Origin of the sequence: Pseudomonas sp. RL_15y_Pfl2_60 (genome assembly GCF_963970595.1) — a bacterium.
In the GTDB taxonomy this organism is placed as follows: Bacteria; Pseudomonadota; Gammaproteobacteria; order Pseudomonadales; family Pseudomonadaceae; genus Aquipseudomonas.
The window spans coordinates 298,659-323,425 of sequence record NZ_CAXAOE010000007.1; the positions used below are offsets into that span (position 1 = coordinate 298,659).

The 24,767-nt window shown below is 58.0% G+C and carries 19 protein-coding genes and 1 riboswitch; of the genes, 7 read left to right on the forward strand and 12 right to left on the reverse strand.

Annotated features, from left to right (window positions below; translation table 11 throughout):
- The first annotated feature begins 744 nt into the window (after window positions 1-744).
- A complete protein-coding gene (locus AACY26_RS19680; RefSeq protein ID WP_339516542.1) occupies window positions 745-1,458 on the forward strand; it encodes a response regulator transcription factor in 714 nt (237 codons plus the stop codon).
- 245 nt (window positions 1,459-1,703) lie between these two features.
- Here AACY26_RS19680 and AACY26_RS19685 read toward each other — a convergent pair whose 3' ends face one another.
- Both AACY26_RS19685 and AACY26_RS19690 read right to left on the reverse strand, forming a co-directional pair.
- Complete coding sequence (locus AACY26_RS19685; RefSeq protein ID WP_339516543.1) at window positions 1,704-2,492, reverse strand: aldolase; 789 nt, start codon at window positions 2,490-2,492, stop codon at window positions 1,704-1,706.
- The gene (locus AACY26_RS19690; protein ID WP_339516544.1) at window positions 2,489-3,214 is read right to left on the reverse strand and encodes a haloacid dehalogenase type II; all 726 of its coding nucleotides are present in this window, start codon (window positions 3,212-3,214) and stop codon (window positions 2,489-2,491) included. Before AACY26_RS19690 ends, AACY26_RS19685 begins: the two co-directional genes overlap by 4 nt.
- Window positions 3,215-3,323: 109 nt before the next feature.
- Here AACY26_RS19690 and AACY26_RS19695 point away from each other — a divergent pair, with 109 nt between their 5' ends.
- Window positions 3,324-4,178 carry a LysR substrate-binding domain-containing protein gene (locus tag AACY26_RS19695; protein ID WP_339516545.1) on the forward strand — a complete coding sequence of 285 codons (855 nt, stop codon included), beginning with the start codon at window positions 3,324-3,326 and terminating at the stop codon, window positions 4,176-4,178.
- A 48-nt stretch (window positions 4,179-4,226) separates the two neighbouring features.
- Here AACY26_RS19695 and AACY26_RS19700 read toward each other — a convergent pair whose 3' ends face one another.
- The 6 genes from AACY26_RS19700 to kdpF are packed head-to-tail and all read right to left on the reverse strand — an operon-like array spanning window position 4,227 to window position 12,061.
- Window positions 4,227-4,919, reverse strand: a complete 693-nt coding sequence (locus AACY26_RS19700) for a response regulator (RefSeq protein ID WP_339516546.1) — start codon at window positions 4,917-4,919, stop codon at window positions 4,227-4,229.
- Window positions 4,916-7,570, reverse strand: coding sequence for a sensor histidine kinase KdpD (locus AACY26_RS19705; protein WP_339516547.1), 2,655 nt, complete (start codon window positions 7,568-7,570; stop codon window positions 4,916-4,918). Before AACY26_RS19705 ends, AACY26_RS19700 begins: the two co-directional genes overlap by 4 nt.
- A gap of 4 nt (window positions 7,571-7,574) precedes the next feature.
- Window positions 7,575-8,141 (reverse strand): potassium-transporting ATPase subunit KdpC, encoded by a 567-nt coding sequence (kdpC, locus tag AACY26_RS19710; protein WP_339516549.1) that lies wholly within the window; start codon window positions 8,139-8,141, stop codon window positions 7,575-7,577.
- Window positions 8,142-8,189: 48 nt separating this feature from the next.
- On the reverse strand, window positions 8,190-10,250 hold the full coding sequence (gene kdpB / locus AACY26_RS19715; protein ID WP_339516551.1) for a potassium-transporting ATPase subunit KdpB: 2,061 nt from the start codon (window positions 10,248-10,250) through the stop codon (window positions 8,190-8,192).
- A gap of 12 nt (window positions 10,251-10,262) precedes the next feature.
- Complete coding sequence (gene kdpA, locus AACY26_RS19720; RefSeq protein ID WP_339516552.1) at window positions 10,263-11,963, reverse strand: potassium-transporting ATPase subunit KdpA; 1,701 nt, start codon at window positions 11,961-11,963, stop codon at window positions 10,263-10,265.
- Window positions 11,964-11,971: 8 nt separating this feature from the next.
- Window positions 11,972-12,061: a K(+)-transporting ATPase subunit F gene (gene kdpF, locus AACY26_RS19725; protein WP_138943099.1), complete on the reverse strand. Its 90-nt coding sequence runs from the start codon at window positions 12,059-12,061 to the stop codon at window positions 11,972-11,974.
- A gap of 282 nt (window positions 12,062-12,343) precedes the next feature.
- Between kdpF and AACY26_RS19730 the strand changes: the two genes are divergently transcribed.
- The 5 genes from AACY26_RS19730 to AACY26_RS19750 all read left to right on the forward strand — a co-directional run bounded on the left by AACY26_RS19730 (window position 12,344) and on the right by AACY26_RS19750 (window position 21,200).
- Window positions 12,344-12,586 (forward strand): exodeoxyribonuclease VII small subunit, encoded by a 243-nt coding sequence (locus AACY26_RS19730; protein ID WP_089360565.1) that lies wholly within the window; start codon window positions 12,344-12,346, stop codon window positions 12,584-12,586.
- On the forward strand, window positions 12,583-13,470 hold the full coding sequence (ispA, locus tag AACY26_RS19735) for a (2E,6E)-farnesyl diphosphate synthase (RefSeq protein ID WP_339516561.1): 888 nt from the start codon (window positions 12,583-12,585) through the stop codon (window positions 13,468-13,470). Before AACY26_RS19730 ends, ispA begins: the two co-directional genes overlap by 4 nt.
- Window positions 13,471-13,619: 149 nt before the next feature.
- Window positions 13,620-16,892 carry an acetyl-CoA carboxylase family protein gene (locus AACY26_RS19740; protein ID WP_339516563.1) on the forward strand — a complete coding sequence of 1,091 codons (3,273 nt, stop codon included), beginning with the start codon at window positions 13,620-13,622 and terminating at the stop codon, window positions 16,890-16,892.
- Window positions 16,893-17,029: 137 nt separating this feature from the next.
- Complete coding sequence (gene dxs / locus AACY26_RS19745) at window positions 17,030-18,934, forward strand: 1-deoxy-D-xylulose-5-phosphate synthase (protein ID WP_339516565.1); 1,905 nt, start codon at window positions 17,030-17,032, stop codon at window positions 18,932-18,934.
- A 31-nt stretch (window positions 18,935-18,965) separates the two neighbouring features.
- Window positions 18,966-19,181, forward strand: a riboswitch (cobalamin riboswitch).
- 96 nt (window positions 19,182-19,277) lie between these two features.
- Window positions 19,278-21,200: a TonB-dependent receptor domain-containing protein gene (locus AACY26_RS19750; protein ID WP_339516567.1), complete on the forward strand. Its 1,923-nt coding sequence runs from the start codon at window positions 19,278-19,280 to the stop codon at window positions 21,198-21,200.
- A gap of 68 nt (window positions 21,201-21,268) precedes the next feature.
- Here the strand turns inward: AACY26_RS19750 and AACY26_RS19755 are convergent, their stop codons facing one another.
- The 4 genes from AACY26_RS19755 to ribA all read right to left on the reverse strand — a co-directional run bounded on the left by AACY26_RS19755 (window position 21,269) and on the right by ribA (window position 24,703).
- Window positions 21,269-22,642 carry an APC family permease gene (locus AACY26_RS19755; protein WP_339516569.1) on the reverse strand — a complete coding sequence of 458 codons (1,374 nt, stop codon included), beginning with the start codon at window positions 22,640-22,642 and terminating at the stop codon, window positions 21,269-21,271.
- Between the two features lie 224 nt (window positions 22,643-22,866).
- Complete coding sequence (locus AACY26_RS19760; RefSeq protein WP_339516571.1) at window positions 22,867-23,670, reverse strand: cobalamin-binding protein; 804 nt, start codon at window positions 23,668-23,670, stop codon at window positions 22,867-22,869.
- On the reverse strand, window positions 23,670-24,086 hold the full coding sequence (locus tag AACY26_RS19765; RefSeq protein ID WP_339516573.1) for an MFS transporter: 417 nt from the start codon (window positions 24,084-24,086) through the stop codon (window positions 23,670-23,672). Before AACY26_RS19765 ends, AACY26_RS19760 begins: the two co-directional genes overlap by 1 nt.
- Window positions 24,083-24,703, reverse strand: coding sequence for a GTP cyclohydrolase II (gene ribA, locus AACY26_RS19770; RefSeq protein WP_339516575.1), 621 nt, complete (start codon window positions 24,701-24,703; stop codon window positions 24,083-24,085). The genes AACY26_RS19765 and ribA overlap by 4 nt, the downstream gene beginning before the upstream one ends.
- Between the last annotated feature and the right edge of the window lie 64 nt (window positions 24,704-24,767).

The following is a 24,767-nucleotide window of genomic DNA, read 5'->3' on the forward strand; positions in this document are numbered from 1 at the left end:
TGATGGAGTATTAGTTGGTTCAAAATAATCGATGGGAAGCACGTCCTTGTGCTACTTACCAAGCGCGGTAGTGATGTCTCACTCTTGCCGGTCACAGTGCAACCGCCACACGCTCTACTTCATCCCTGAGGCATCCTTGCCCTGTAGCAGTCCTTGCTACAGCTCACGACCCACCGAACATGCTCGGCAGCCAGTAAGAGTTTTGCTCCTGGTTGGATCCATCCAACGTTGAAACGCTCCTGCCAGAACCTGTGCACAGGTCACAGAGTTCCTTATACCGATGAAAACCACGCACCTAAATCACACTCAGCAAGACTATCCATGGTCAGCTAAATGCACTGGTCGTTGCTTAATAACCGTTTTATAGGGTATCCAAGCGGGTATCCATTCGCAGCTTCCATGCTGCTTGCTTCGACTTATCACTCAATCCTTGAGCAATAGATCGAACCTCTTCACTGTCTGAGTTATCAGAGCAGTCCATTTTGTACATACACAGCACAGCCCCCAAAAACCTGAAAGCTCAAATAGCGGCTTCACTGGCTACGACAGGCAAATTTCGCTGCCTTGCCTTGAGTCATCAAAAGTGCTTGTATGCGATTTTTAAGTGGCGTAAATCTAACAAGCCGTGATGCTGCTTTTAGCTAAATCTCATATTTGTTCAGATTTCGCCGCACTCTACGCACCAGAGCAGCACCCCTACTCATCTCAACCCGCTCGTTAAGTGGATACGGATCATTCCAAGCTATGCGTGTAGCAATACTGGACGACGAACAAGCCGAGCTAGACCGCATCACTCAGACTCTGCAAAACATTGCAAAGCGCAGTGAGGTGCTCTGGAGTTTGCACGGATTCAGCCGCGGCGAAGAGTTGCTCAAACAACTGAAACGCGAAACATTCGACCTACTGATACTCGACTGGCAACTGCCGGATGTAAGTGGGCTGGCGGTCCTGCGCTGGAGCCGAAAACATCTCGAAAAACAGCCTCCGGTTATCATGTTAACCAGCCGCAATGGTGAGCAAGATGTTGTGCTGGCGTTGAACGAAGGTGCCGATGACTACATCAACAAACCTTTCCGCGGTCAGGAATTGCAAGCGCGAGTACTTGCCGTACTGCGCCGACAGGGCAACGTCGTACAAAACAAAAGCCCTTCGCTCAAGGTCTACGACCTGTTGTTTGATGACACAGAACAGCAGGTCAAACGTAACGACATGCCTATCAACCTGACCGAGCGTGAATACAGCCTGGCAAAATGCTTGATCAGTAATATCGACCGGCCACTCTCACGCGAATACCTCTACGAACGTTTCTGGCCCCGCGAAGAAGTCCACTCATCACGTCCACTGGATACGCACATTTACCGCCTGCGCAGCAAACTCGGGCTCACCCCGGAAAACGGCTGGAAACTGGCCACCATCTACGGCTACGGCTATCGCCTGGAACGAATTACCAGCGAATAACTCAGTAGGCAATTAAAACACTGGAACAGTTAACGCTGGCAGCTTGGCCTGGGTCTTGTTAAAGTCTCGGCCCGCTCACTTCTGACAACAGAGTGCATGCCCCTATTTAGCAGTTACGGCTCACCAAAAATGAGTCGCGACCGCTCCCTAAAGCCGGCCACAAGCCGGCTTTTTAATGCCTTTCAAAAGCGCCTGATCCATTTACAGACACACAGATCTTGCTCGCTCAATGGCGACCAACTGGATTAAAGCTGACTGAAGCCGGGCTGCTGCAGGTTTAACTGGCGTATGACACTGTCGAGGTGCGCCCGTGCACTGTGCGCCTCGCCGATACGCATTTGCGCGGCTGTCTTTGCAGCAATTTCGGGCGTCACCGGCTGTAGGGCCACGCCCGTGCTCATGGCGCGAATCTGTACCTCGGCTGCGCGCTCTAGATAGTAAAGGTCGCCCCACGCCAGAGACAGGTCAGCGCCCGTGACCATTACGCCGTGGTTCTTCATGAACAGCACCTGCGCATTGCCCATCGCAGCAGCAATGCGCTGCCCTTCACTCGCATCCAGCGCCAAGCCATTGAACCCATCATCCACTGCGACCCGGCCATAGAGCTTGAGCGCTGTTTGTCCTGCCCAGCGCAATGGATCACCCTCAAGCATGGCCAATGCAGTGGCGTTGGGCATATGCGTATGCAATACCGCCACCGCCTTTGGTTGCAGGCGATGGACTTGCGCGTGGATAAAGAAAGCGGTGGTTTCCGGCACACCGCTGCCGCACACAACCTGGCCGTTGAAGTCACAAATCAACAAGCTCGAAGGCGTAACTTCAGCGAAGGCCTGGCCAAAGGGATTGACCATAAACACATCGTCATGCCCCGGCACCAGCACCGAAAAGTGATTGCAAATACCTTCAGCCAAGCCCAAATGAGCAGCCATGCGCAAACAGGCGGCGAGATCGACACGCACCGCACGAATTTGCGGGGTATCGAAGTCACTGGGTTGCCAGAGGTGGGCGGTGTTTATATTCGATTGCTGGGTCATTGTTTTACTCCTTGGTCATGGCTCCAGCCGAGGCTCGCGAAGAGCTGGCGCAGGCCATCGAGCTTTGGCAGCACAGCATCGGGTTGGTAGTCGGCTGGCGCCACGCGTCCGGTGCCGCGGTCAATCCAAATACAATGAAAGCCCATGTCTCGCGCTGCCACCAGATCAAGGTGTGGGCTGGCGCAGATATGCAGCACCTGCGAACGCTGCACACCAAGGCTGGCGTGGGCGAAGTCAAATAAACGCGGATCAGGCTTATAGGCCTGGGCCTGTTGCGCCGTGATCACCCGGTCGATATGCCCAGCCAACTGCGCCACGTTGCCAGCGATGATCTCGTCATCGGTGTTGGACACGATACACAGCTTGAAACCCTGCTGTTTCAGCCAGTCCAGCGTTTCAACCACTTCGGGAAATGGCGGCATGCGCCCGATACGGGCAACAAATGCTTCGCCATCCTCCGGCTCATAACTGACACCTAAATCAGTCAATGTGCAACGCAGCGCTTGTTCTGACACCTGACGGAAACTCAGGTAGGCCGACTGCTGCTCAAGGCCGTGCTCATAGTTATCGTAGGCGCGAATGAAGTCTGCTTCGCGGTGAGCAATCCCCTTGTGCCTGAGCAATTGGCGAACGTACTCAAGCAAGCCTTCATCCCACTGGATCAGCGTGCCGTAGCAATCAAAGGTGAGCCATTGCGGTTTTGCGAAATGTTGGAGTGACATGACAAGCAACCCCTAAAGCAAGTGGGAAGAAGCCAATCGTCGCGCCGACAGACTAAATTTGAAAATTAAATTATTATCAAAAAATAATTCACTAATCGAATTTATAGCCATGCTTGATCTTGAACTCCTGAAAACCTTCGTGACTGTTGTCGATTCCGGTGGTTTCACCCGCGCCAGCGACCGCGTAAACCGCACGCAATCGACCATCAGCCAGCAGATCAAAAAACTCGAAGAACAGCTCGGCCGCCCACTGCTGATCAGGCATCGGGCCAGCAAATCGATCCAGCTAACCGAAGACGGCGAGCGCCTGCTCAGCTACGCACGGCGCTTGGTCAGCCTGGCCATGGAAGCCAGCGACATGCTCAATTCCCAAGATATGCGCGGTGTGGTCAGCCTTGGCGTGCCCGAGGATTTGCCCCTGGACCGGCTGATCGAACTGCTGACAGGTTTTAACCAGCGCTTCCCGGATATCCGCCTGGATACGCGCAACGGCCTTAGCTGTGAGCTCAACGAACAACTGCAGCGCCGCGAACTGGATCTGGCACTGATCAAACGCAATATCGACCAGTCAACGGCGATCGCGACTTGGTCGGAGCGGCTGGATTGGGTTGCAGGAGCACAGTGGCAATTGCAACAACAGAGCATTGCCTTAGTGGTTTATGAGCAGGGTTGCCTGTATCGCGAGCGTGCCATTGGTGCTCTTGAAGCCGCAGGCCAGCGCTGGCATATCGCGTTTTGCTCGCAAAGCCTGGCGAGTATTCAGGCAGCGATCAGCGCAAACATCGGCCTGAGCCTGTTGCCGCACAATGCAGTAAGGCCCGAGCATCGCATTGTCACCGATCAACTTGGCCTGGGCGCCCCGCCGCCGACAGAGTTGGCGCTGATTGCTTCATCCAGAATTCTCAGCAATATCCAGCAGTGCCTCGCCGATTATCTAGTTGAGCAGATGGCTGGTAATACTTGAGTTTTGGTTTTAAAGCGATCCTGCGCTTGCAAGCGCGATAGGTGGAATTCAATGTTCCAGCAGTCGGTAACCCACACCGGCTTCGGTGATGATAAAGCGCGGCGCTGTGGGATCATCCCCGAGCTTTTGCCGCAGATGGCCGATGACCACCCGCAAGTAATGGCTGTCCTCGGCATGACTGGCACCCCAAACATCCTTGAGCAGATGCTGCTGGGTCACGACACGTCCAAGGTGTCGGGCAAGAACGGCCAACACAGCGTATTCCTTACGGGTCAACGCGATCTCCGATCCATCGAGCGTCACCCGGCGATAAGCAAAGTCGACACTCAAGGGGCCGCTGTTGATCACGGCTGCGGCCTGTTCGCCGCTACCCGCCTGACGCAGTAACACACGCACCCGCGCCAAAAATTCCTGAATGCCAAACGGCTTGGTCATGTAGTCGTTGGCGCCTGCATCCAGCGCTGTCACTTTATCCCCCTCACCGGCGCGCACCGACAGCACCAGCACCGGAACCTGTGACCATTCCCGTAACTCGCGCAGCACCTGTTGACCGTCCATATCGGGCAGCCCGAGATCGAGCACAACCATATCCGGTTTGCCCAGCGCAGCCTGAGCCAGACCATCGCCGCCATCAGCACTTTCGATCACCTTGTAGCCCTTGGCCACAAGGCTGATGCGCAAGAACTTGCGGATCTGCGCTTCATCATCGATGACTAAAATAGTCGGCTGATTACTGCTCATACAGACTCATCTTCCATAATAGGTTGCGGCGACAGCGGTATGTGCAGCGTCAGGGTTGCCCCATGTCCATCAATCCCTCCACTGACACTCACTCGCCCGCCGTGAGCCCCCAGCATACCTTGGCAAATTGCCAAACCTAAGCCTGTGCCTTGACCGCCGCGATCGCCACGAGCAGCGGTGTAGAACATATCGAAAATTTTATCGCGCTCATGTTCAGGAATACCCGGCCCTTGATCACTGACAGCAATGCGTATCTCCTGAGCATCCGCTTGCACCACAAGACGCAAGCGGCCGTTAACTGGCGAAAAGCGCGCCGCATTTTCCAGCACATTGATCAATGCTTGCTCAATCAGCGCAGCATGCACATAAAGCAGCGGCAGATCATCGCCCATCGACAGCTCGACCTTTAGCGGAGCGAGCACCAGACGCAAGCGCTGCAAGGCGCTGGAGACGATATCGCATGGCGCCACCCAGTCGCGGGCCAGTTTAAGCGCACCATGGCCGAGGCGGGTCATGTCGAGCAGATTTTGGATATAACGATCAAGCCGTTCGGCCTCATCGCGGGTGCCTTCCAGTAGCTCATGTCGATCCGCAGCGGGAATTTGTTCACCCAGGGTCAACAAGCTGTCAATTGAGCCACGCATTGCGGTCAGCGGCGTGCGCAAATCGTGAGACACCGACGCCAACAAGGCACTGCGTAACTCTTCGGTCTGGCCATGCAGGCGCGCCGCCTCCAAATCTTGCGCAAGCTGTGCGCGGCTCAATGCCTGTGCCAAAGGCTGGCCGAGCGCGGCAATCAAGCGGCGCTGCGCACTGGCCAAGGGCGCGCCATTTTTAGGGCTGATGCCGAGCAAGGCCAAGGGACCGTCTTCACCTTCCAGCGGCCACCACCACCAACGCCCGCCCGGCAAAGTATCGGTGCCCAGCCCGGCTGGCTGGCTGTGCTGCCAGGCCCAATCAGCGGCGGCTCGCTCTTGATCTGTAAGCAGCCGCTGGCTACCCGCCTCGACCTTCCACACCTCATCTTTACCGCGAGCCAGCAGGCTGACATCCAACTCTTGCCACAGTGAAAACTGCTGCATGGCCGCGCTGAGCACCGCCTGACGATCTGTAGCAGCCGTCAGCTTGCTGGATAACTCAAGCAATGCGGTGGTCTGCGCCTGGGTATCGCGCAGGGCCACCAATTGCTGGCGCTGACGACTGGCCAGGTTGCCAGTCAATGCAGCCATCAGCAGGAAAAACAGCAAGGTCAAGACGTCTTCTTGGCGGTCGATACTCAAGGTCAGCGTCGGCGGGATAAATAAAAAGTTATACGCCAGGAACGAACAACCGGCGCAGGCCAGCGCCGGTCCCAAACTGCTGCGCACAGCCACCACCAATACGGCCGCCAGGAACAGCAGCGAGATATTTGGCAGTTCGAGCACCTGTGATAATCCCAACGCCACAAGCGCTGCCAGAACGGCGGCAACCACTGCTTGCAGATAGTTTTGCCAGACCAGCGGCAGGCTGACCCGGCGCAACCGCACGGACCTTTCCGGCGCGCAATCCAGTGCAGAAATTTCCAGCCCCTGACCTTTGAGCATCAAGCGCTCGGCCAGCCCACGCCCGAACCAGCGGCGCCAGAAACCTGCACGGCTACGACCGACCAGAACCAGGCTGGCGCGGCGCTCGCGAGCATGTTCAAGAAGGGTTTTCGCGCATTCGCCGCCACGCAAACCAACCACTTCCCCGCCCAAACGCTCGGCCAACTGCTGCGCAGCCTGCAATAGTGCCAAACGCTGTTCATTACGAGGCTTGCCGGTATCGACATGCACCACCGACCAGGGCAAATGCCGGCGTTCGGCGACCCGACAGGCATGGCGTACCAAGCGCTCGGCTTGAACATCGCCGTCAATCCCCACCAATAGCCGCCCACGTAACGCCGGTGCATCCAGACCTTGCAGGCGGTAACGTCGCGTCAGCTCGGCATCAACCCGTGCCGCCGCAGTTTGCATCGCCAATTCGCGCAAGGCGGTCAGGTTGGTCTGGCTGAAAAAGGCATCAATGGCGGCACGCGCTTGCTCCGGCACATAGACCTTGCCCTCGCGCAGCCGCTCAAGCAGCTCGCGGGTGGGCAGGTCGATCAGCAGAATTTCATCGGCTTCCTGCAGCACCCAATCCGGCAAGGTTTCGCGCACTTGGATACCGGTGATATCGCGCACCCGATCATTGAGTGATTCGAGGTGCTGGACATTGACCGTGGTGTACACATCAATGCCCGCATCCAACAACTCCTGCACATCTTGCCAGCGCTTGCTGTGGCGACTGCCGGGGGCGTTGCTATGGGCCAACTCATCGACCAGTACCAGTTTGGGCGGCTGCGCGAGAATGGCGTCCAGATCCATCTCGCGCATCATGACTCCGCGATATTCCAACTTGCGCTGGGCTTGTTGCGGCAAGCCAACCAGCATCGCCTCGGTTTCAGCGCGACCATGGGTTTCGGCAACCGCCACGCGCACGTCAGTGCCCATGCGCTGCTGGACCTGCGCAGCCTGGAGCATGGCATAGGTCTTGCCGACGCCCGGAGCGGCGCCTAAAAACACCTTGAGCCGACCGCGTGTGCCTTTGGGTAAATCAGCCAGCAAGGCGTCAGCTTGGGTTGCATTACTCATAGCGTTACTCAGCGCGAGACAGACCCTGATTTTCTGCCAGCGCCATGTTCAGCGCCAGCACATTGACCACTTCCGGGCCAATTAAAGGTGCTTCAAGCTGCGCATCAATCAGACGATCAAGGCTGGCCCGGGGCATGTTGCGCGCAGCGGCAATGCGCGCCACCTGATAACGCGCGGCTGCGGGAGACAAGTGCGGGTCAAGGCCACTGCCTGAAGTTGTCACCAATTGCATGGGAACAGCGCCCTGCCCGGCGACCTGCAAGCGCTTGGCGTCTTCAGCCACACGTGTGGCCAATGCCGGGTTACTCGGTGCTAGATTGCTCGCAGCGCTGGCCACAGTGGCGTAATCCCCCGCAGAAGGCCTTGGTTGAAACCACTGCGCCCCGGCAAAGCCTTGCGCCAGCAAGTGACTGCCGCGCACCTCGCCCTGCGCATCCCGCACCAGGCTGCCATTGGCTTGCACCGGGAATGCGAGCTGAGCGATAGCGGTCACGGTCAAGGGGTAAACAGCGCCGGTGAGCAGCGTCATAAAAGCCAGAACGCTCAATGCTGGACGGATTTGCTTAAACATAATCGACTCTCCGAATACGATGCGGCGCCTGCAAAGGCGCCAGGAAGATCAAACCAGGCCAACAGCCACCAGCAGCATGTCAATCAACTTGATGCCCACAAAAGGCGCCAGCAAACCGCCAACGCCATAAATCAGCAGGTTGCGCCGCAGCAAGCTGGCAGCGTCTGTTGCCTGCACTCGAACGCCACGCAGGGCCAGCGGAATCAGGGCCACGATAATCAATGCGTTAAACATGATCGCCGAGAGAATCGCGCTTTGCGGACTGTGCAGATGCATCAGGTTAAGTGCGCCGAGCTGTGGATAAACGCCGATAAACAGCGCAGGCAAGATAGCGAAGTATTTGGCGACATCATTGGCCACCGAGAAAGTGGTCAGCGCCCCGCGGGTGACCAGCAACTCTTTACCAACTTGCACCACGTCAAGCAGCTTGGTCGGATCGGAGTCCAGATCAACCAGATTGGCCGCCTCACGCGCGGCTTGGGTGCCGTCATTCATTGCCAAACCAACATCCGCCTGAGCCAGCGCCGGGGCGTCATTGGCGCCGTCACCGCACATGGCAACCATCTTGCCCTCGGCCTGTTCGCTGCGAATGCGTTGCAGCTTTTTCTCGGGAGTAGCTTCGGCGATGACATCATCAACACCCGCCTCGGCGGCGATGGCAGCCGCGGTCAAAGGGTTATCACCCGTGACCATCACGGTGCGAATACCCATGGCGCGCAACTCGGCGAAGCGCTCGCGAATGCCGGGCTTGACCACATCTTTAAGGTGGATCGCACCAAGCAAGCGCGCATCACCGGCCACCAGTAGCGGCGTGCCACCGCTTTGCGCAATCTTGTCGACGCTGCGCGCCAGCGCGGCAGGCATGTCCGCACGGCTCATATTGAGGTAGTCGAGCACAGCATCCACCGCACCTTTGCGATAGCGCTGACTGCCGTGATCGGCGCCTGACAAGCGTGTTTCAGCACTGAAGGCGATGACCTTCACCGCCGAGCGCTCAGGCGCCTGCACCGGGCCAAGATTGCGAATGTATTCGACTATGGATTTGCCCTCGGCGGTGTCATCGCCCAGTGACGACAGCAACGCCGCCTCGGTTAGATCCTGTTCGGCAATACCGGGCGCTGCGATCAAGGCACTGCAACGACGATTACCAAAGGTGATGGTGCCGGTCTTGTCGAGCAGCAGCACATGCACATCGCCAGCGGCCTCGACTGCACGCCCCGACTTGGCGATGACATTGAGCCGGACCAAGCGATCCATGCCGGCAATACCAATGGCCGAAAGCAAGCCGCCAATAGTGGTTGGGATCAGCGTGACCAACAGCGCCACCAAGTACACTAGCGGCAAATCACCTCCCGCATAACGGGCGAATGGCTGCAATGTAGCGACCACCACCAGAAATACCAGGGTCAGGCCGATCAACAGCATATCCAACGCTATTTCGTTCGGCGTTTTCTGGCGACGCGCGCCCTCGACCAAGGCGATCATCCGGTCAAGCGTTGACTCGCCGGGGTTAGCGGTGATCTTCACCAGCAGCCAGTCCGACACCAGGTTGGTGTTGCCGGTTACAGCCGAGCGATCGCCACCTGACTCACGAATAACCGGGGCAGATTCACCGGTAATAGCCGCCTCATTGACCGCAGCGATGCCTTCAATGACCTCGCCGTCACCGGGAATCTGTTCACCGGCCTCAACCCGGACTATATCGCCACGCCGTAATTCACTTGCTGCGACTGACTCATAGACGCCCGGCTGAGTTTGCCTGCGCGCCTTGAGCCCTTGGCTTCCGGCCTTGAGGCTGTCGGCCCGGGCCTTGCCGCGCCCTTCTGCCAGCGCCTCGGCAAAGTTGGCAAACAACAGGGTGAACCACAGCCACAGCGCAATCTGCACCGCCAGCCCGGTGCTCACCGCTGGGTTGGGCATAAAGCACAGCACCGTGGTGACAATCGCGGTCAGTTCAACCACCAGCATCACCGGCGCACGTTGCAACTGGCGCGGGTCAAGCTTTGTAAAGGCCTTGCCCAGCGCCGCCTGCCAGAGTGTCGAGGTTGCGCTTTTTGTCTGGGTCGCAGTCTTTACCTGCGGGTCTTGCGTCTGAATACGGGCATTCATCATGGGTCTCCCTTAGAAGCCCTGCAGCAGGGTCAGATGTTCAGCGATGGGGCCAAGCGCCAGCGCTGGAAGAAAGGTCAGGCCGCCGACCAACAAGATCACCATTGTCAGCAGCATCACAAACAGCGGACCGTGGGTAGGAAAGCTGTTGCCATCTTGTGGGGCGGATTTTTTCGCGGCCAGGCTGCCTGCAATCGCAAGGATTGGCAGAATGAAACCGAAGCGTCCCAGCAACATGACCAAGGCGATCATCACATCGTGGTACGGGGTATTGGCGCCAAAGCCCGCAAATGCAGAACCATTGTTGGCGGTGCCTGATGTGTAGGCATACAAGACCTGGCTAAAGCCATGCGCGCCGGGGTTGCTAATTGACATCGCCGGGCCCGGCAAGCTCACACCCAAGGCAGCAAACACCAACACACCGACCGGCATGACCAGCAGCGTCATGACCAACAGGCGCACTTCACGGGCCTCAAGCTTTTTGCCCAGGTATTCGGGTGTACGACCGATCATCAATCCGGCGAGAAATACCGTAATCAAGACAAACAACAACATGCCGTACAGGCCCGCGCCGACGCCGCCGAAGATGACCTCGCCGAGCATCATATTCAGCATTGGGATCATCCCGCCGAGCGCACTGAAGCTGTCGTGCATGGCGTTGACCGAGCCATTGGATGCAGCGGTAGTCGCCACCGCCCAAAGAGCCGAGGCAGCGATGCCCAGCCGGCTTTCCTTACCTTCGAGCGCGCCAGACTGCTCAATGGGCAAGGCCGCAAGTGCGGGATTAGGCTGCAACTCGGTGTACAAGGTCACCGCAAAGCCGGCCACAAACAGAATCAACATGCTTGCCAACAGTGCACGGCTTTGCCGCAAATCCTTGACGTAATGACCGAAGGTGAACAGCAGCGCCGCCGGGATCAGAATGATCGAGACCATCTCAACCAGGTTGCTCCACGCCGTCGGGTTCTCGAACGGATGCGCCGAGTTGACGCCGAAGAATCCACCGCCATTGGTGCCCAACTGCTTGATTGCGATCTGGCTGGCCGCCGGCCCCAGGGGAATGCTCTGGTCAGCCCCCAGCAAGGTCTTGGCATGCACATAAGCCATAAAGCTTTGCGGCACGCCCTGCCAGACCAAAAACAGCGCCAGCAACAGGCAAAACGGCAGCAGCACGTAGAGCACGCCACGCGTCATATCGACCCAGAAATTGCCAATGCTGTTACTTGAGCGGCGAGCAATGCCACGACAAAAAACCACCAACACCGCAAGGCCCACCGCCGGGCTGACAAAGTTTTGCACGCCGAGCCCCAGCATCTGGCTGAAATAACTCAGTGACGCCTCGCCGCTGTAGGCCTGCCAATTGGTATTGGTGACGAAACTTACCGCTGTGTTTAGTGCCAGCGGCCAATCCATTCCGGCAACATGCTCAGGATTGAGCCCAAGCCGGCCTTGCAACATCAGGATTGCAAACAGCCCGAGCAGGCACACCAGGGTAAACATCAACAGAGCAGCGCTGTAGCCTTTCCAGTCCTGCTCGGCTTGGCTATCGACACCCGCAAGGCGGTAGCACAAGCGCTCCACGGGCAACAGCAAAGGGCTGAGCAAGGTCTTGTGCCCCTCCATTGCCCGGAATATGTAGCGCCCCAGAAAAGGAGCAGGCACCAGCACCAATACAAAGAAGGCCAGAATCAGCCAATAATCTTGGACGTGCATAAGGCCTCCTAACCACGCTCAGCGCGCATCAGCGCAAGCAGCAGGTAAAAGAACAGGCCAAGGGCCAAACACAGCGACAGTCCATCGAGAACACTCATCGTCATTGCTCCGAAAACGCCCCAACGGCGCATGAGTTATTCTCGGATTTCAGGCGTAAAGGTTCGATTGGGCTAAGGCGCAGGCGGCGTAAAGAAAGTATAAAAATTCAGTATTTGGAGCATCTGCCTGAGGCCCCAGCCCCATGCTGATGGCTTATTTTCGGGCCGGCAGCTTGCATAATCAGACCAGTCTCCGGGACTGCTTGATTTGCCCGAAAGCCTCGTCTCTGCTAGTGTCGCGAGCGATATTCGTCCGTTGATTTCCCGCCGAGAACACCCGCCATGGCCCGCAAGAAAGCCGCTGTTGATTTTGAGCAGTCCCTGACAGAGCTGCAAAGCTTGGTCGAACGCCTAGAAAACGGCGAAATGTCGCTCGAAGACTCACTGACTGCCTTCGAGCAAGGTATCCGCCTGACCCGTGATTGCCAGGCCGCGCTGGCGCAAGCCGAGCAAAAGGTTAGCCTGTTGCTGGAGCGCAATGGCGAGCTGGAGGAAGCGCCTTTCGACGCGGATAAACAAGCATGATCGAAGCCTACCAGGCGCAGTGCCAGCAGCGTGTGGATGCAGCCCTTGAGCGCCTGTTTGTCGCGCCGCAGCCAGAATTGCAACGCCTTTACCAAGCCATGCGCTACAGCGTCACCAATGGCGGCAAGCGCGTACGCCCGTTACTGGCCTATGCCGCCTGCGAAGCCCTCGGCGGCAATGTCGAGCATGCCGATGGCGCCGCCTGTGCGGTCGAGTTGATCCACGCTTACTCATTGGTCCATGACGATTTACCGGCCATGGATGACGATGACCTGCGCCGCGGTAAGCCGACCACCCACAAAGCCTTCGATGAAGCCGCCGCCATTCTGGCTGGCGATGGCCTGCAAACCCTGGCCTTTGAAGTGCTCAGCAACGCCGAGTTGAATCCGCATAATGCCGAGCAGCGTCTGGCGATGATCGCGACCCTCGCCCGCGCCTCTGGCCCAGCGGGCATGGTGGGCGGGCAGGCAATAGACCTCGGCTCGGTTGGCCAGGCACTTGGCCAGGCAGCCCTGGAAAATATGCACCGGCACAAGACCGGCGCCCTGATCGAGGCCAGCGTCACCCTTGGCGCATTGGCCAGCGGCAATGCCGCCCCAACGGCACTGGCCGCCTTGCAGCGTTATGCCCAGGCAATCGGCCTGGCCTTTCAGGTGCAGGACGACATTCTCGATATCGAGAGCGATACCCACACCCTGGGTAAGACCCAAGGCAAAGACCAGGCCAACGACAAGCCAACCTACCCGGCGATACTGGGTTTGCAGAACGCCAAAGGCTATGCGCTGGAATTACGCGACCAAGCCCTTGCCGCACTGGAAAACCTTGGCTCAGCGGCTGAGCCGCTGCGCATGCTGGCTCGCTATATTGTCGAGCGCCGCCACTAAGGAACGGCGACCTGAGCAACTGGGTTGCCGCCTGACTCGCGCAAAATCACTCAAACAAATACCTTGTCGATCAGCAAGCAAGGCTTTGTTTACCCACGCGGCATAGTGCATAAGATGGTCACCAGAATAAGAATTCCGGAGCCGTTGCCATGCCCTTTTCAGCCTTGCTGATCGCCAACCGCGGTGAAATCGCCATCCGCATTGCCCGCGCTGCTGCGGATATGAATCTGCGCAGCGTTGCGGTCTACGCGCAGGACGACTCGACTTCCCTGCATGTACGCAATGCCGACAGCGCAGTCGCCCTTGAGGGCCGTGGGGTTGCCGCATACTTGGACATTGGCCAACTGATCCGTATTGCTGTCGAAAACGGCTGCGACGCCATCCACCCCGGCTACGGATTTCTGGCAGAAAACCCGGAATTTGCCCGCCAATGTGCAGCCGCAGGCATTTGCTTTATAGGCCCCGGCGCTGAAACCCTGCAACTCTTTGGCGACAAGGCACAGGCACGAGCGCTGGCCGAGCGTTGCGAGGTCGAGCTGGTGCCGGGCATCAACCAGGCAATCACCCTGCAACAAGCGCAGGATTTTATGCACAGCCTTGGTGAAGCCTCGGCGGTCATGCTCAAGGCGCTGGCCGGTGGTGGTGGACGCGGCATGCGCGCGGTGTTCAAGCCCGCCGATTTGCCTGAAGCATTCAAGCGTTGCCAGAGCGAAGCCCAAAATGCCTTTGGCAACGACGCGCTGTACATCGAACAGTTGGTTAGCAACGCCCGGCATATCGAAATCCAGTTGCTTGGCGATGGCAGCGGTGCAGTCAGCCATTTGTGGGAACGTGACTGCAGCCTGCAGCGTCGCCAGCAAAAAATCATCGAGATAGCACCCAGCCCGGACCTGTCGCCTGCCACCCGCCAGCGCATGATAGACGCCGCGCTCAAGCTCGCCAGCAGCGTCAATTATCAAGGTATCGGCACTTTCGAGTTTCTGCTCGATAACGACCAACCCGAGCAGTTCTACTTTATGGAGGCTAATCCACGCATCCAGGTTGAGCACAGCATCACCGAGCAAATCACTGGCATTGACTTGGTGCAAAGCCAAATCAAGCTGGCCATGGGGTATTCGCTGGCCGACCTCAACCTGCTGCAACCACCGCCGATCAATGGCTGCGCCGTACAGCTGCGAATCAACCTGGAAACCATCGACAACGACGGCAAAACCCAACCAGCCACCGGAACCTTAAGCGTCTATCAACCGCCCAGCGGCCCCGGATTGAGGGTTGATGGCTACGGTTACCCGGGCTACATCGTCAGCCCGAGCTACGACTCCTTGCTTGCCAAGCTGATTGTGCATGCCCCCGATTACCCCAGCGCATTGCGCAAAGCCTATCGTGCGCTCTGTGAGTTCAATATCGAAGGTGTGAACAACTCGATCAGCCTGCTGCAAAGCTTGCTACAGCTTCCAGAAGTTGCGCACAGCCAAGTCAACACCCGTTTTGTCGAAAGCCAAATGAGCCGACTGCTCGACACAGCTCACCCACACCTGTATTTCAATCACGGCGCCAGCTCAACAGCCAGCCCGCTCGCCACCCCCATACCCGAAGGCTGCGTAGCCTTTGGCGCACCGAGTAGCGGTGTGGTCGTCAGCCTTGAAGTAAGACAAGGCGATAGCGTCGCAAAGGGCCAGACCATTGCCGTGCTCGAAGCCATGAAGATGGAACTTGAAGTCAGGGCCGAGCAAAGCGGCATTGTCCGCAGTCTCGCGGTAGAGGCCGGTAGCATCGTCAATCAAGGGGCGGCATTGATGTTTATCGAGCCCGCCCAGGTCACCGAGCAACAGGTGTTCAATGAGCAAAGTGCCGATCTTGAGCATATACGTGCGGATCTCGCCGAGGTCCTTGAGCGTCACGCCCTCACCCGCGATGAAAGACGCCCGCAGGCTGTGGCCAAACGCCGTAAAACCAAGCAACGCACCACGCGGGAAAACCTTGCCGATCTGCTGGATGAAGGCAGCTTTAATGAATACGGCGCCCTGGCCATCGCAGCACAGCGTCGGCGACGCTCACTCGACGAGCTGATCGAGCAAAGCCCGGCCGATGGGCTGGTTGCTGGCACCGGCACCGTCAACGCCGAGCTGTTTGGCAACAAAGCCGCGCGCTGCATGGCCATCGCCTACGACTACACGGTATTTGCCGGCACCCAAGGCGTCATGAATCACAAAAAGACCGACCGCATGCTGCAACTGGCAGAGCAATGGCGCATGCCCCTGGTGTTATTTGCCGAAGGCGGTGGCGGCCGGCCCGGCGATACAGACTTCGTGGGTGTCGCCGGACTGGACTGCCACACCTTTGTCGGCATGGCCAAGCTGTCGGGTTTGGTGCCGCTGGTCGGCGTGGTGTCTGGACGCTGTTTTGCGGGCAACGCTGCACTACTCGGCTGCTGCGATGTGATTATCGCCACGCACAACGCCAGCATCGGCATGGCAGGCCCGGCAATGATCGAAGGTGGCGGGCTGGGCAGTTTTAGCGCTGAACAAGTCGGCCCGTCCAGCGTACAAAGCCCGAACGGCGTAATTGATCTGCTGGTCGAGGATGAAGCCGAGGCCGTGCGCGTCGCCAAGCAATACCTGGGTTACTTTCAAGGCGCGCTGACTGGCTGGCAATGCGCGGATCAACGCCTGCTGCGCCATTTGATTCCTGAAAACCGCTTGCGCGTGTATGACATCCGTCAAGTAATCGAAACCCTGGCGGATCAAGATTCGGTTCTGGAACTGCGCCGCGAATTTGCGCCGGGCCTGATCACCGCATTTATTCGTATCGAGGGCCAGCCATTTGGCTTGCTCGCCAATAACCCAGCCCATCTGGGCGGCGCCATTGACGCAGTCAGTGGCGACAAAGCCGCACGCTTTATGCGGCTGTGCAATGCATTTGCTATTCCACTGGTATCACTGTGTGACACACCCGGATTCATGGTCGGCCCGCACGCCGAGCAACAAGCCACAGTGCGCCATGTCTCGCGCATCTTTGTGGCTGCAGCAAGTCTTAGCGTGCCCTTCTTCACCATTGTTCTGCGCAAGGGTTACGGTCTGGGCGCACAAGCGATGGCTGCGGGCAGTTTCCATTCGCCGCTGTTCACCGCCGCCTGGCCCAGCGCTGAATTCGGCGCCATGGGCCTTGAAGGGGCGGTTCGCTTGGGTTTTGCCAAGGAGCTGGCAGCCGCCGAGTCCGATCAAGCGCGCCAGCAACTGTTCGACAAGCTGGTCGCCAAGGCCTATGCCAATGGCAAGGCAATCAATATGGCCAGCTTCCTTGAAATCGACGCAGTGATTGACCCTGAACAGACCCGCGGATGGTTAACCCGAGGGCTAAACGCAACACCCGCCACAGCAACTGAAAAAGCTCACAAGCGCGGCTATATCGATACATGGTGAGACCATGCCGGGGCTGATCAGCAAAGAAAATGCCTGTATACGCAGGGTAAACAAGGCGTAATCGGCGACTTCTTGTTTGGGTCGGCCCAAGGCTTCGGGTAAACTGGCGCATCTTTATATTTATAACGATTCGCCTGATGCCAACGACTTTCCACGAGATTCCCCGCGAACGACCGCTGACGCCCTTGCTTGACCGTGCGAACACGCCGACCGAGCTGCGCCGTTTGGGCGAAGCTGAGCTGGAAACCCTGGCCGACGAATTGCGCCAATACCTGCTGTACACCGTTGGCCAGACCGGCGGTCACTTCGGCGCGGGCCTGGGTGTCGTCGAACTGACAATTGCCCTGCATTATGTGTTCGATACCCCGGACGACCGCTTGGTCTGGGATGTTGGCCATCAAGCCTACCCACACAAGATTCTGACCGGCCGGCGTGAACGCATGGCCACCCTGCGCCAAAAAGACGGCATTGCCGCATTCCCTCGGCGCAGTGAAAGCGAGTACGACACCTTTGGCGTTGGTCACTCAAGCACCTCCATCAGCGCTGCGCTGGGCATGGCGGTAGCCGCGAAGTTGCAGAACAGCAACCGTAAAAGCGTTGCGGTGATCGGCGATGGCGCACTGACCGCAGGCATGGCTTTCGAGGCGCTGAACCACGCCTCCGATCTTCAAGCCAACATGCTGGTGGTGCTCAACGACAACGACATGTCGATCTCGCGCAATGTGGGCGGGTTGTCGAACTACCTGGCGAAAATTCTTTCCAGCCGCACCTATGCAAGCATGCGCGAAGGCAGCAAAAAGGTCCTTTCGCGCCTGCCTGGCGCCTGGGAAATTGCCCGCAAGACCGAAGAGCACGCCAAAGGCATGCTGGTTCCGGGCACGCTGTTTGAAGAGCTGGGCTGGAACTACATCGGCCCGATTGATGGCCATGACCTGCCGACAATGCTGGCTACTCTGCGCAACATGCGCGACCTTGAAGGCCCGCAGTTCCTGCATGTGATCACCAAAAAGGGCAAAGGCTTCGCCCCGGCGGAGGCCGATCCGATCGGCTACCACGCCATTACCAAGCTTGAACCGGTCAATCAGCCCGCCACGCCAGCCGCAGCCAAGAAAGCATCCGGGCCCAAATACTCCAGCGTATTCGGCCAGTGGTTGTGCGACATGGCCGCGCAGGACCCGCGTCTGCTCGGCATCACGCCAGCAATGAAAGAAGGCTCTGACCTGGTCGCCTTTAGCGAGCAATATCCTGATCGCTACTTCGATACGGCGATCGCCGAGCAGCACGCAGTCACACTAGCCGCAGGCATGGCTTGCGAAGGCAGCAAACCGGTCGTAGCGATTTACTCGACCTTCTTGCAGCGCGCCTACGACCAACTGATCCACGACGTGGCCGTGCAGCACCTCGACGTATTGTTTGCCATCGACCGCGCGGGTTTGGTCGGTGAAGACGGCCCAACCCATGCGGGCAGCTTCGACATCACCTACCTGCGCTGCATTCCCGGCATGCTGGTGATGACCCCAAGTGATGAAAACGAATTGCGCCGCATGTTGACCACCGGGCACCTGTATGACGGCCCGGCAGCTGTGCGCTACCCGCGTGGCACTGGCCCCAATGCGCCAATTGAGGCGGGTCTTGAGCCGTTTGAAATCGGTAAGGGCGTCATCCGCCGCCAAGGCAGCGGCACCGCCATGCTGGTGTTCGGTGTACAGCTGAATGAAGCGCTCAAGGCCGCCGAAACGCTAGACGCGACCGTGGTCGACATGCGTTTCGTCAAACCCATCGATGAAGCATTGATCCGCCAGCTAGCCGCTGACCATGAGCTGCTGGTGACCATCGAAGAAAACAGCATCATGGGCGGCGCTGGCAGCGCTGTCAGTGAGTTCATGGCGCAGGAAAATCTGCTCAAGCCAGTGCTGCACCTTGGCTTGCCCGACCTTTACGTCGAGCACGCCAAACCGTCACAAATGCTTGCCGAATGCGGCCTCGATGCCAGCGGCATTGAAGGTGCGATTCGCAAGCGCTTGGCTGTTATCAACAAATAAGTAACCCGCTACCGCAAACTCGGTAGCAGCTGTAATCGTGATTGACCGAGGTCGCTGCCAGCCGCAAGGCTCAGCGTGAAAAGGGAAGCAGGTGCGTCTATGACAATGCCTGCGCTGCCCCCGCAACGGTAACCGACAGTGCTGCGCTCAGGCGCAACACAGTGTTTTTCGACAACCACTGGGTCCGCCCGGGAAGGTGAAAAGCGCAGTCGGCAGCCCGGAGACCTGCCTCGTTGCAATTTTTGACTGGTGTTGCGGAGGGCATCACCGTCAAGTGCAGGCCTCTGTTTGCCCGTACTTGCCCCTGCCCTCCTCAAAAGCATTGTACTTTTGAGGTTGTTAAATGAAGTTTTCCCGTGTCTCCCTGGCGCTCGCCCTGGCTCCATGCCTGGCCACCGCTGCCGAATCTGCCGAGCCTTATCATGCGACTCCGCTGGTCATCACATCTGGCCGCCAGGCCGAGCCGATCAGCAAGGCCACAGCTGCAATTACTGTATTTGAACGCCAAGACATAGAACGCCTGCAGGCCGGTGACGTTCTGGATTTACTCGCCCGCACCCCAGGCGTCAGCGTCCAACGCAGCGGTGGCAGCGGCTCACTGAGCGGGATATTTATTCGCGGCACCTCGACGGCGCAAAGCCTGGTTCTGGTTAACGGCCAACGCATCGCTGGCAGCTCCAGCGGCACCGCCAGCCTTGAACAACTCAACCTTGATCAAATCGAACGTATTGAAGTGGTCCGCGGCAGTCGCTCTGCGCTCTATGGCTCAGATGCAATTGGTGGCGTTATCCAGATTTTCACCCGCACAGGTGAACAAGGCTTGCACCCACGCCTGAAAGTCGGCTTCGGCACCCACGGTACCTGGCAGCGCAGCCTTGGCGTGTCTGGAGGTGATGAGCAAACCCGTTTCGACCTGGGAGCATCACTCGATGAAACTGATGGATTTGAGCGCACTAACCTGATTGGCAGTGAAGACAGCGCCTTTCGCAATAAAGGCCTTAACCTGAGCCTGTCGCATAATTTCAGCGACAGCCTTGAAGCCGGGATCAACCTGCTGCGCCAGACCGGACAAAGCGAATACGATTACAGTTTGTCGCCCGCCCAAGCCGCCGATACAGACTTTGAAGAGTCAACCGGTAGCGCTTACCTGCAATCGAAACTGAACGAAAACTGGACTTCGCGCCTGGAACTGGGGCACACCGAGAACCGGCAAAAATCCCATGACCCATACGGTGGTTCGGAATTTAACACCTACCGCGACCAGGCCAGCTGGCTCAATACAGTCACCTTTGCCGAGCGCCAGCAATTATTGCTCGGCCTGGACTGGTATGAGGATCGCCTCAATAGCTCGACGCCCTTCAACGAAGACTCGCGTTGGAACAAAGCCGCATTCATCCAGCACCGCTACGACAATGACCAATTCGGCACAGAGTTGGGCCTACGCCATGACGACAACCAGGCTTTTGGCAGCGAGAACAGTTGGAACGCTGCCTTCACCTGGCACCTGAACAGCGATAACGACTTGATCGCCTCCTACAGCGAGTCGTTCCGAGCCCCCACTTTTAATGACCTGTACTACCCGGACGACTGCTTTCCCGGCTTCGGTTGCACGGTCTACAGCAACCCCGATCTAAAGCCCGAGACAGCTCGTAGCTATGAACTGCAGTGGCGTTCACGCTTGTCGCCGAGCAGTTCACTTGAAGTCTCGGCATACCGCACCCGCATTGAAGACGCCATAGTCACCAACAATGCGCTGGACGGTAACCAAGCAAACAGCGTTGATGCCTTCCGCCCCGAAAACATCGACCAGGCGACCATCCACGGCCTGGAAGTCGCGCTCAAACAACAGCTGTTCGGCTGGCAGGCCAGTCTCGGCTACAGCCTGGTCGATGCGCGCAACAGCAGTGGCAGCGGCAATGACGGCAAGCGTCTGAGCCGTCGTCCGGAAAACACCTTCACCGCCGATATAGATCGCAGCTTCGGTCAGTTCAATGTCGGCGCGAGTTGGCTGGTGGCCAGTCATAGCTATAACGATCTGGCGAACGACCAGGAGATACCGGGCTATGGTGTGCTGGGCCTGCGCGCAGGCTGGAAAGCGCCCAACGACCTGCGCTTTGACCTGAAGCTGGACAACCTGCTCGACCACGATTATTACCAGGCCAACGGCACTGCCTTCGACAGCACTACCTTCGCCCAGGTGCCCTTCCATTACGAGGAAGCCGGGCGTACTGCACTGGTTTCGATGACCTGGACGCCGCAGCTGTAACCGCGCGTCCCGGCCACTAAAAAGGACCGCATCAGGCGGTCCTTTTTAGTGGTGTTCGGCACCTTTACTCAGTGGCCAATCTCAACGCTTCCGTAAGTCTTGCGAGAGTAGCCATAAAGCACGGCGCCCAAAACAGCCCAGACGCCGACCAACAACCACTCAACCGGCAGCAATGCCGAAGGTGAGACAGGCGTATATAGCAGCACCAGGCCAAGCGATAGCACCAGCGCCACATAGCCCACCCAAGGGCCGCGCCCGGCACGGAATGGACGCTCCATATCAGGTTCGTTTTTGCGCAGCACAATGAACGAAAGCGCCACCATCGCATAGGCAACCACAATGCCCAGGCCACCGGCATCCACCAGCCAGACCAGCGCCTGACGGCCGAACAAGGGCGCGATGATCGACAGCGCACCAATCAGTAGAATCGCATTGACCGGTGTTTTGTAGGTGGGATGCAGCTTGGCCAGGAACGCTGGCAGCATCTTGGCTTCGGCCATCGCATAGACCGCTCGCGAGCCGCCGATTAGAAACGCATTCCAACTGGTCAAGATACCGCCCAGGCCGGCAAGGACCAATAGTTTGCCCGCCCAGCTATCGCCCATCACTGCGGTCGCTGCATCTGCGGTCGCCAGTTTCGAGCCCGCCAGCGCCTGGGCATCCAATGCCCGACCTGTGGCGTACATGATCAAGATGTACCAAGCGACAGCCATCAACACGGAAACGATCAGGATAATGCCGATCTTGCGAAATGGCAGATCGATCTCTTCAGCGGCTTGCGGAATCACGTCAAAGCCGACGAACAAAAACGGCGTCATGATGATGACTGAAAACACACCACCCATTCCGCCGATAAACAGTGGTTCGGTGTTAGCGCTTGAACCATTAAACAGTGAACCGGTAATCAGCATGATGCCAACCGCGATAATCAGTACCGTGATCACCGCCTGAAACAGCGCGCTGGATTTCACACCACGAATATTCAGCCATGTCATGCCGACTGCTCCGGCAATGCCAACCAAAGCCCAAGTGAAGTAAACCTCCCACCCGGCGACCGAATACATCAACCCGACCTTGTATCCGGGAATCAGCTCCTCAAGCACGGTAGGCAAGGCAACCGCCTCAAAGGCCACCACAGAAACATAACCAAGAATGATCGCCCAGGTGCAGAAAAACGAGGCCCCGGCGCCTAATGCACGGTGAGCGTAGACGTGCTCCCCGCCGTTTTGCGGCATGGCTGCAGCCAGCTCGGCATAGGCCAGGCCGATCATGATCACCGCGGTACCGCCAATTGCAAAAGCCAGCATAGTGCCGCCGGTGCCGGCGTTACTGATCATGGTCCCGGCAAGTACAACCCAGCCCCAGCCAACCATTGCGCCGAAAGCCAGCGCGATTACATCCGTTGAGCCCAATACCCGGGCAAACTTTGTGTTATTGGACATGGTTCCTCCTTGAGTCCCAAACCTCTAGGCCTGCTCTGGACAGCAGTTGCTGAAGGCTTCATTTGAAAATATGAACCCCTGAACTGCGCATCGGTTCAATGGCCTGATGCCTGCCATAGGATCTTTCACACGACCGACCATAAACTTACAGGCGCAAGAAAACCACCATGCTTGGTCGACCGCACGGGTGAAAGGGCTCCTGTGGAAGGGGCAGTCTGTTGGAGTTATTGCGCCTTTGCCAGCACTTGGCAGAGTTGCGCGGTGGCATGCAGCATTTGGAAGCTGGGGCGCTCCAGGCCTTTATCCGGCACCTGCCAAAGCTGCTTGCGCTTGACTGCGGTGATATCCGGCCAGCGCTGCCAAGGTTCAAGCTGCGCACCGCTACCCGCAAGGATCACCTCTGGATTACGCTGCAAAACTGCCTCGACACTGACCTGCGGCGCAGGCAAACGAATATCGGCAAAGACATTCTCAGCACCGCACACACGCAATGCGTCACTGATAATTTGCTGACCGCCCAAGGTGTAGAGCGGCTTATCCCAAACCTGATAAAACACCGACAATGGCTGTTGTCGATGATAACGGTTGCGCAAATCAGCCAGCCCCTGACGAAACTGCTGCTGCAACTGCCGACCTTGCTTGGCCCGACCGATGCGCTGGCCGATTTCAGCAAACTGATTGGCGAGGCTGTCCAGCGTATGCGGCTCAGCCACCAGCATCGGAATACCAAAGGCTTGCAACTGCTGACGCTGCGCCTGACTGACACTGCCTGGCCATAACAGAATCAAATCAGGCTGCAAGGCCAACAGGGTTTCCAGCTCTAACTGGCCGTAGCGGCCAACTGATGGCAATTGCGCCACGGCCGCAGGTCGCGGCCCGCCATCGAGTACGCCAACCAGCTGCTGCTTGGCACCCAAGTCGATGACGATTTCAGTTAGCGATGGAGCAAGGCTGACGATTCGCTGCGCGGCCATGGCTGGGCCGGATAAACCGATCACCAGCAACAGGCCCAACCACAGACGAAACATCAACCGAGCTGACGGGGAATGCGGTAAAGGTAAAGAATGACCATGCTCGACAGCGTCAGCAGGGTCAGTGGAATCGCTTCAAGGCTGGTAAATACAGCAACCGCAGCGATCCAGGCCGGCAAGCTGGCGCCGAGAAAGGCTTTGCGCCGTGTCTTGGCCAGTGCCTGCCAGGCCGCAGGCTCGGCATCGCTGTCACGGGCCTTGCCCGTGGCGATCACCGCATGCTTGTAGGCGTTGAACAGCGGCAAACTGACAAACATCGACAGCATACCGGCGATAAAGAATGGCATCGCCAATACACCGGGCTGACGGCTGGACTCGAACAGGATATTGAAGACGATGACCGGCAACAGAACCAGCGCCAACTGCCACCACCACAGAATAGAAAGATGGCGACGTACCTGAGCCCGATTCACACTTTTTCCTCAACCTCGGCCTGATGCATGCTGCCGAGCATGTGGCCAAGCTTGCCAGCCTTGGTCGCCAGGTACTTTTTGTTGTGCGGATTATGATCAATCTGCAAAGGCACACGGGTAGCTACATTGATGCCCATATCGCCCAACGCTTTGACTTTGCGCGGGTTATTGGTCATCAGTTTCAGCTCGGTAATGCCCAAATGATCGAGCATTGGCTTGCAGATCGCATAGTCACGCTGATCGGCTCCGAAGCCCAGACGCTCGTTGGCTTCAACAGTATCCGCGCCGCCATCTTGCAATTCATAGGCACGAATTTTATTCAGCAGACCAATACCACGGCCTTCTTGGCGCAGGTAAAGCAACACGCCGCGCCCTTCTGCAGCAATGGCGCTCAATGCAGCTTCGAGCTGAAAACCACAATCGCAGCGCAGGCTGAACAGCGCATCGCCGGTCAGGCACTCGGAATGCAAACGCCCCAGCACGGGCGCGCCATTGGCAACATCGCCAAATGTCAGCGCAACGTGCTCCTTGCCTGTGGTTTCTTCAAGAAAGCCATGCATGGTAAAGACGCCAAAAGGCGTAGGTAATTGGGAGGCAGCAACGAACACGACTGGCACCCTGTGCTCCTAGAGTCAGTAAGGGATATAGGCGTGCATTGTAACAGCAGCCAATCGCCACGGG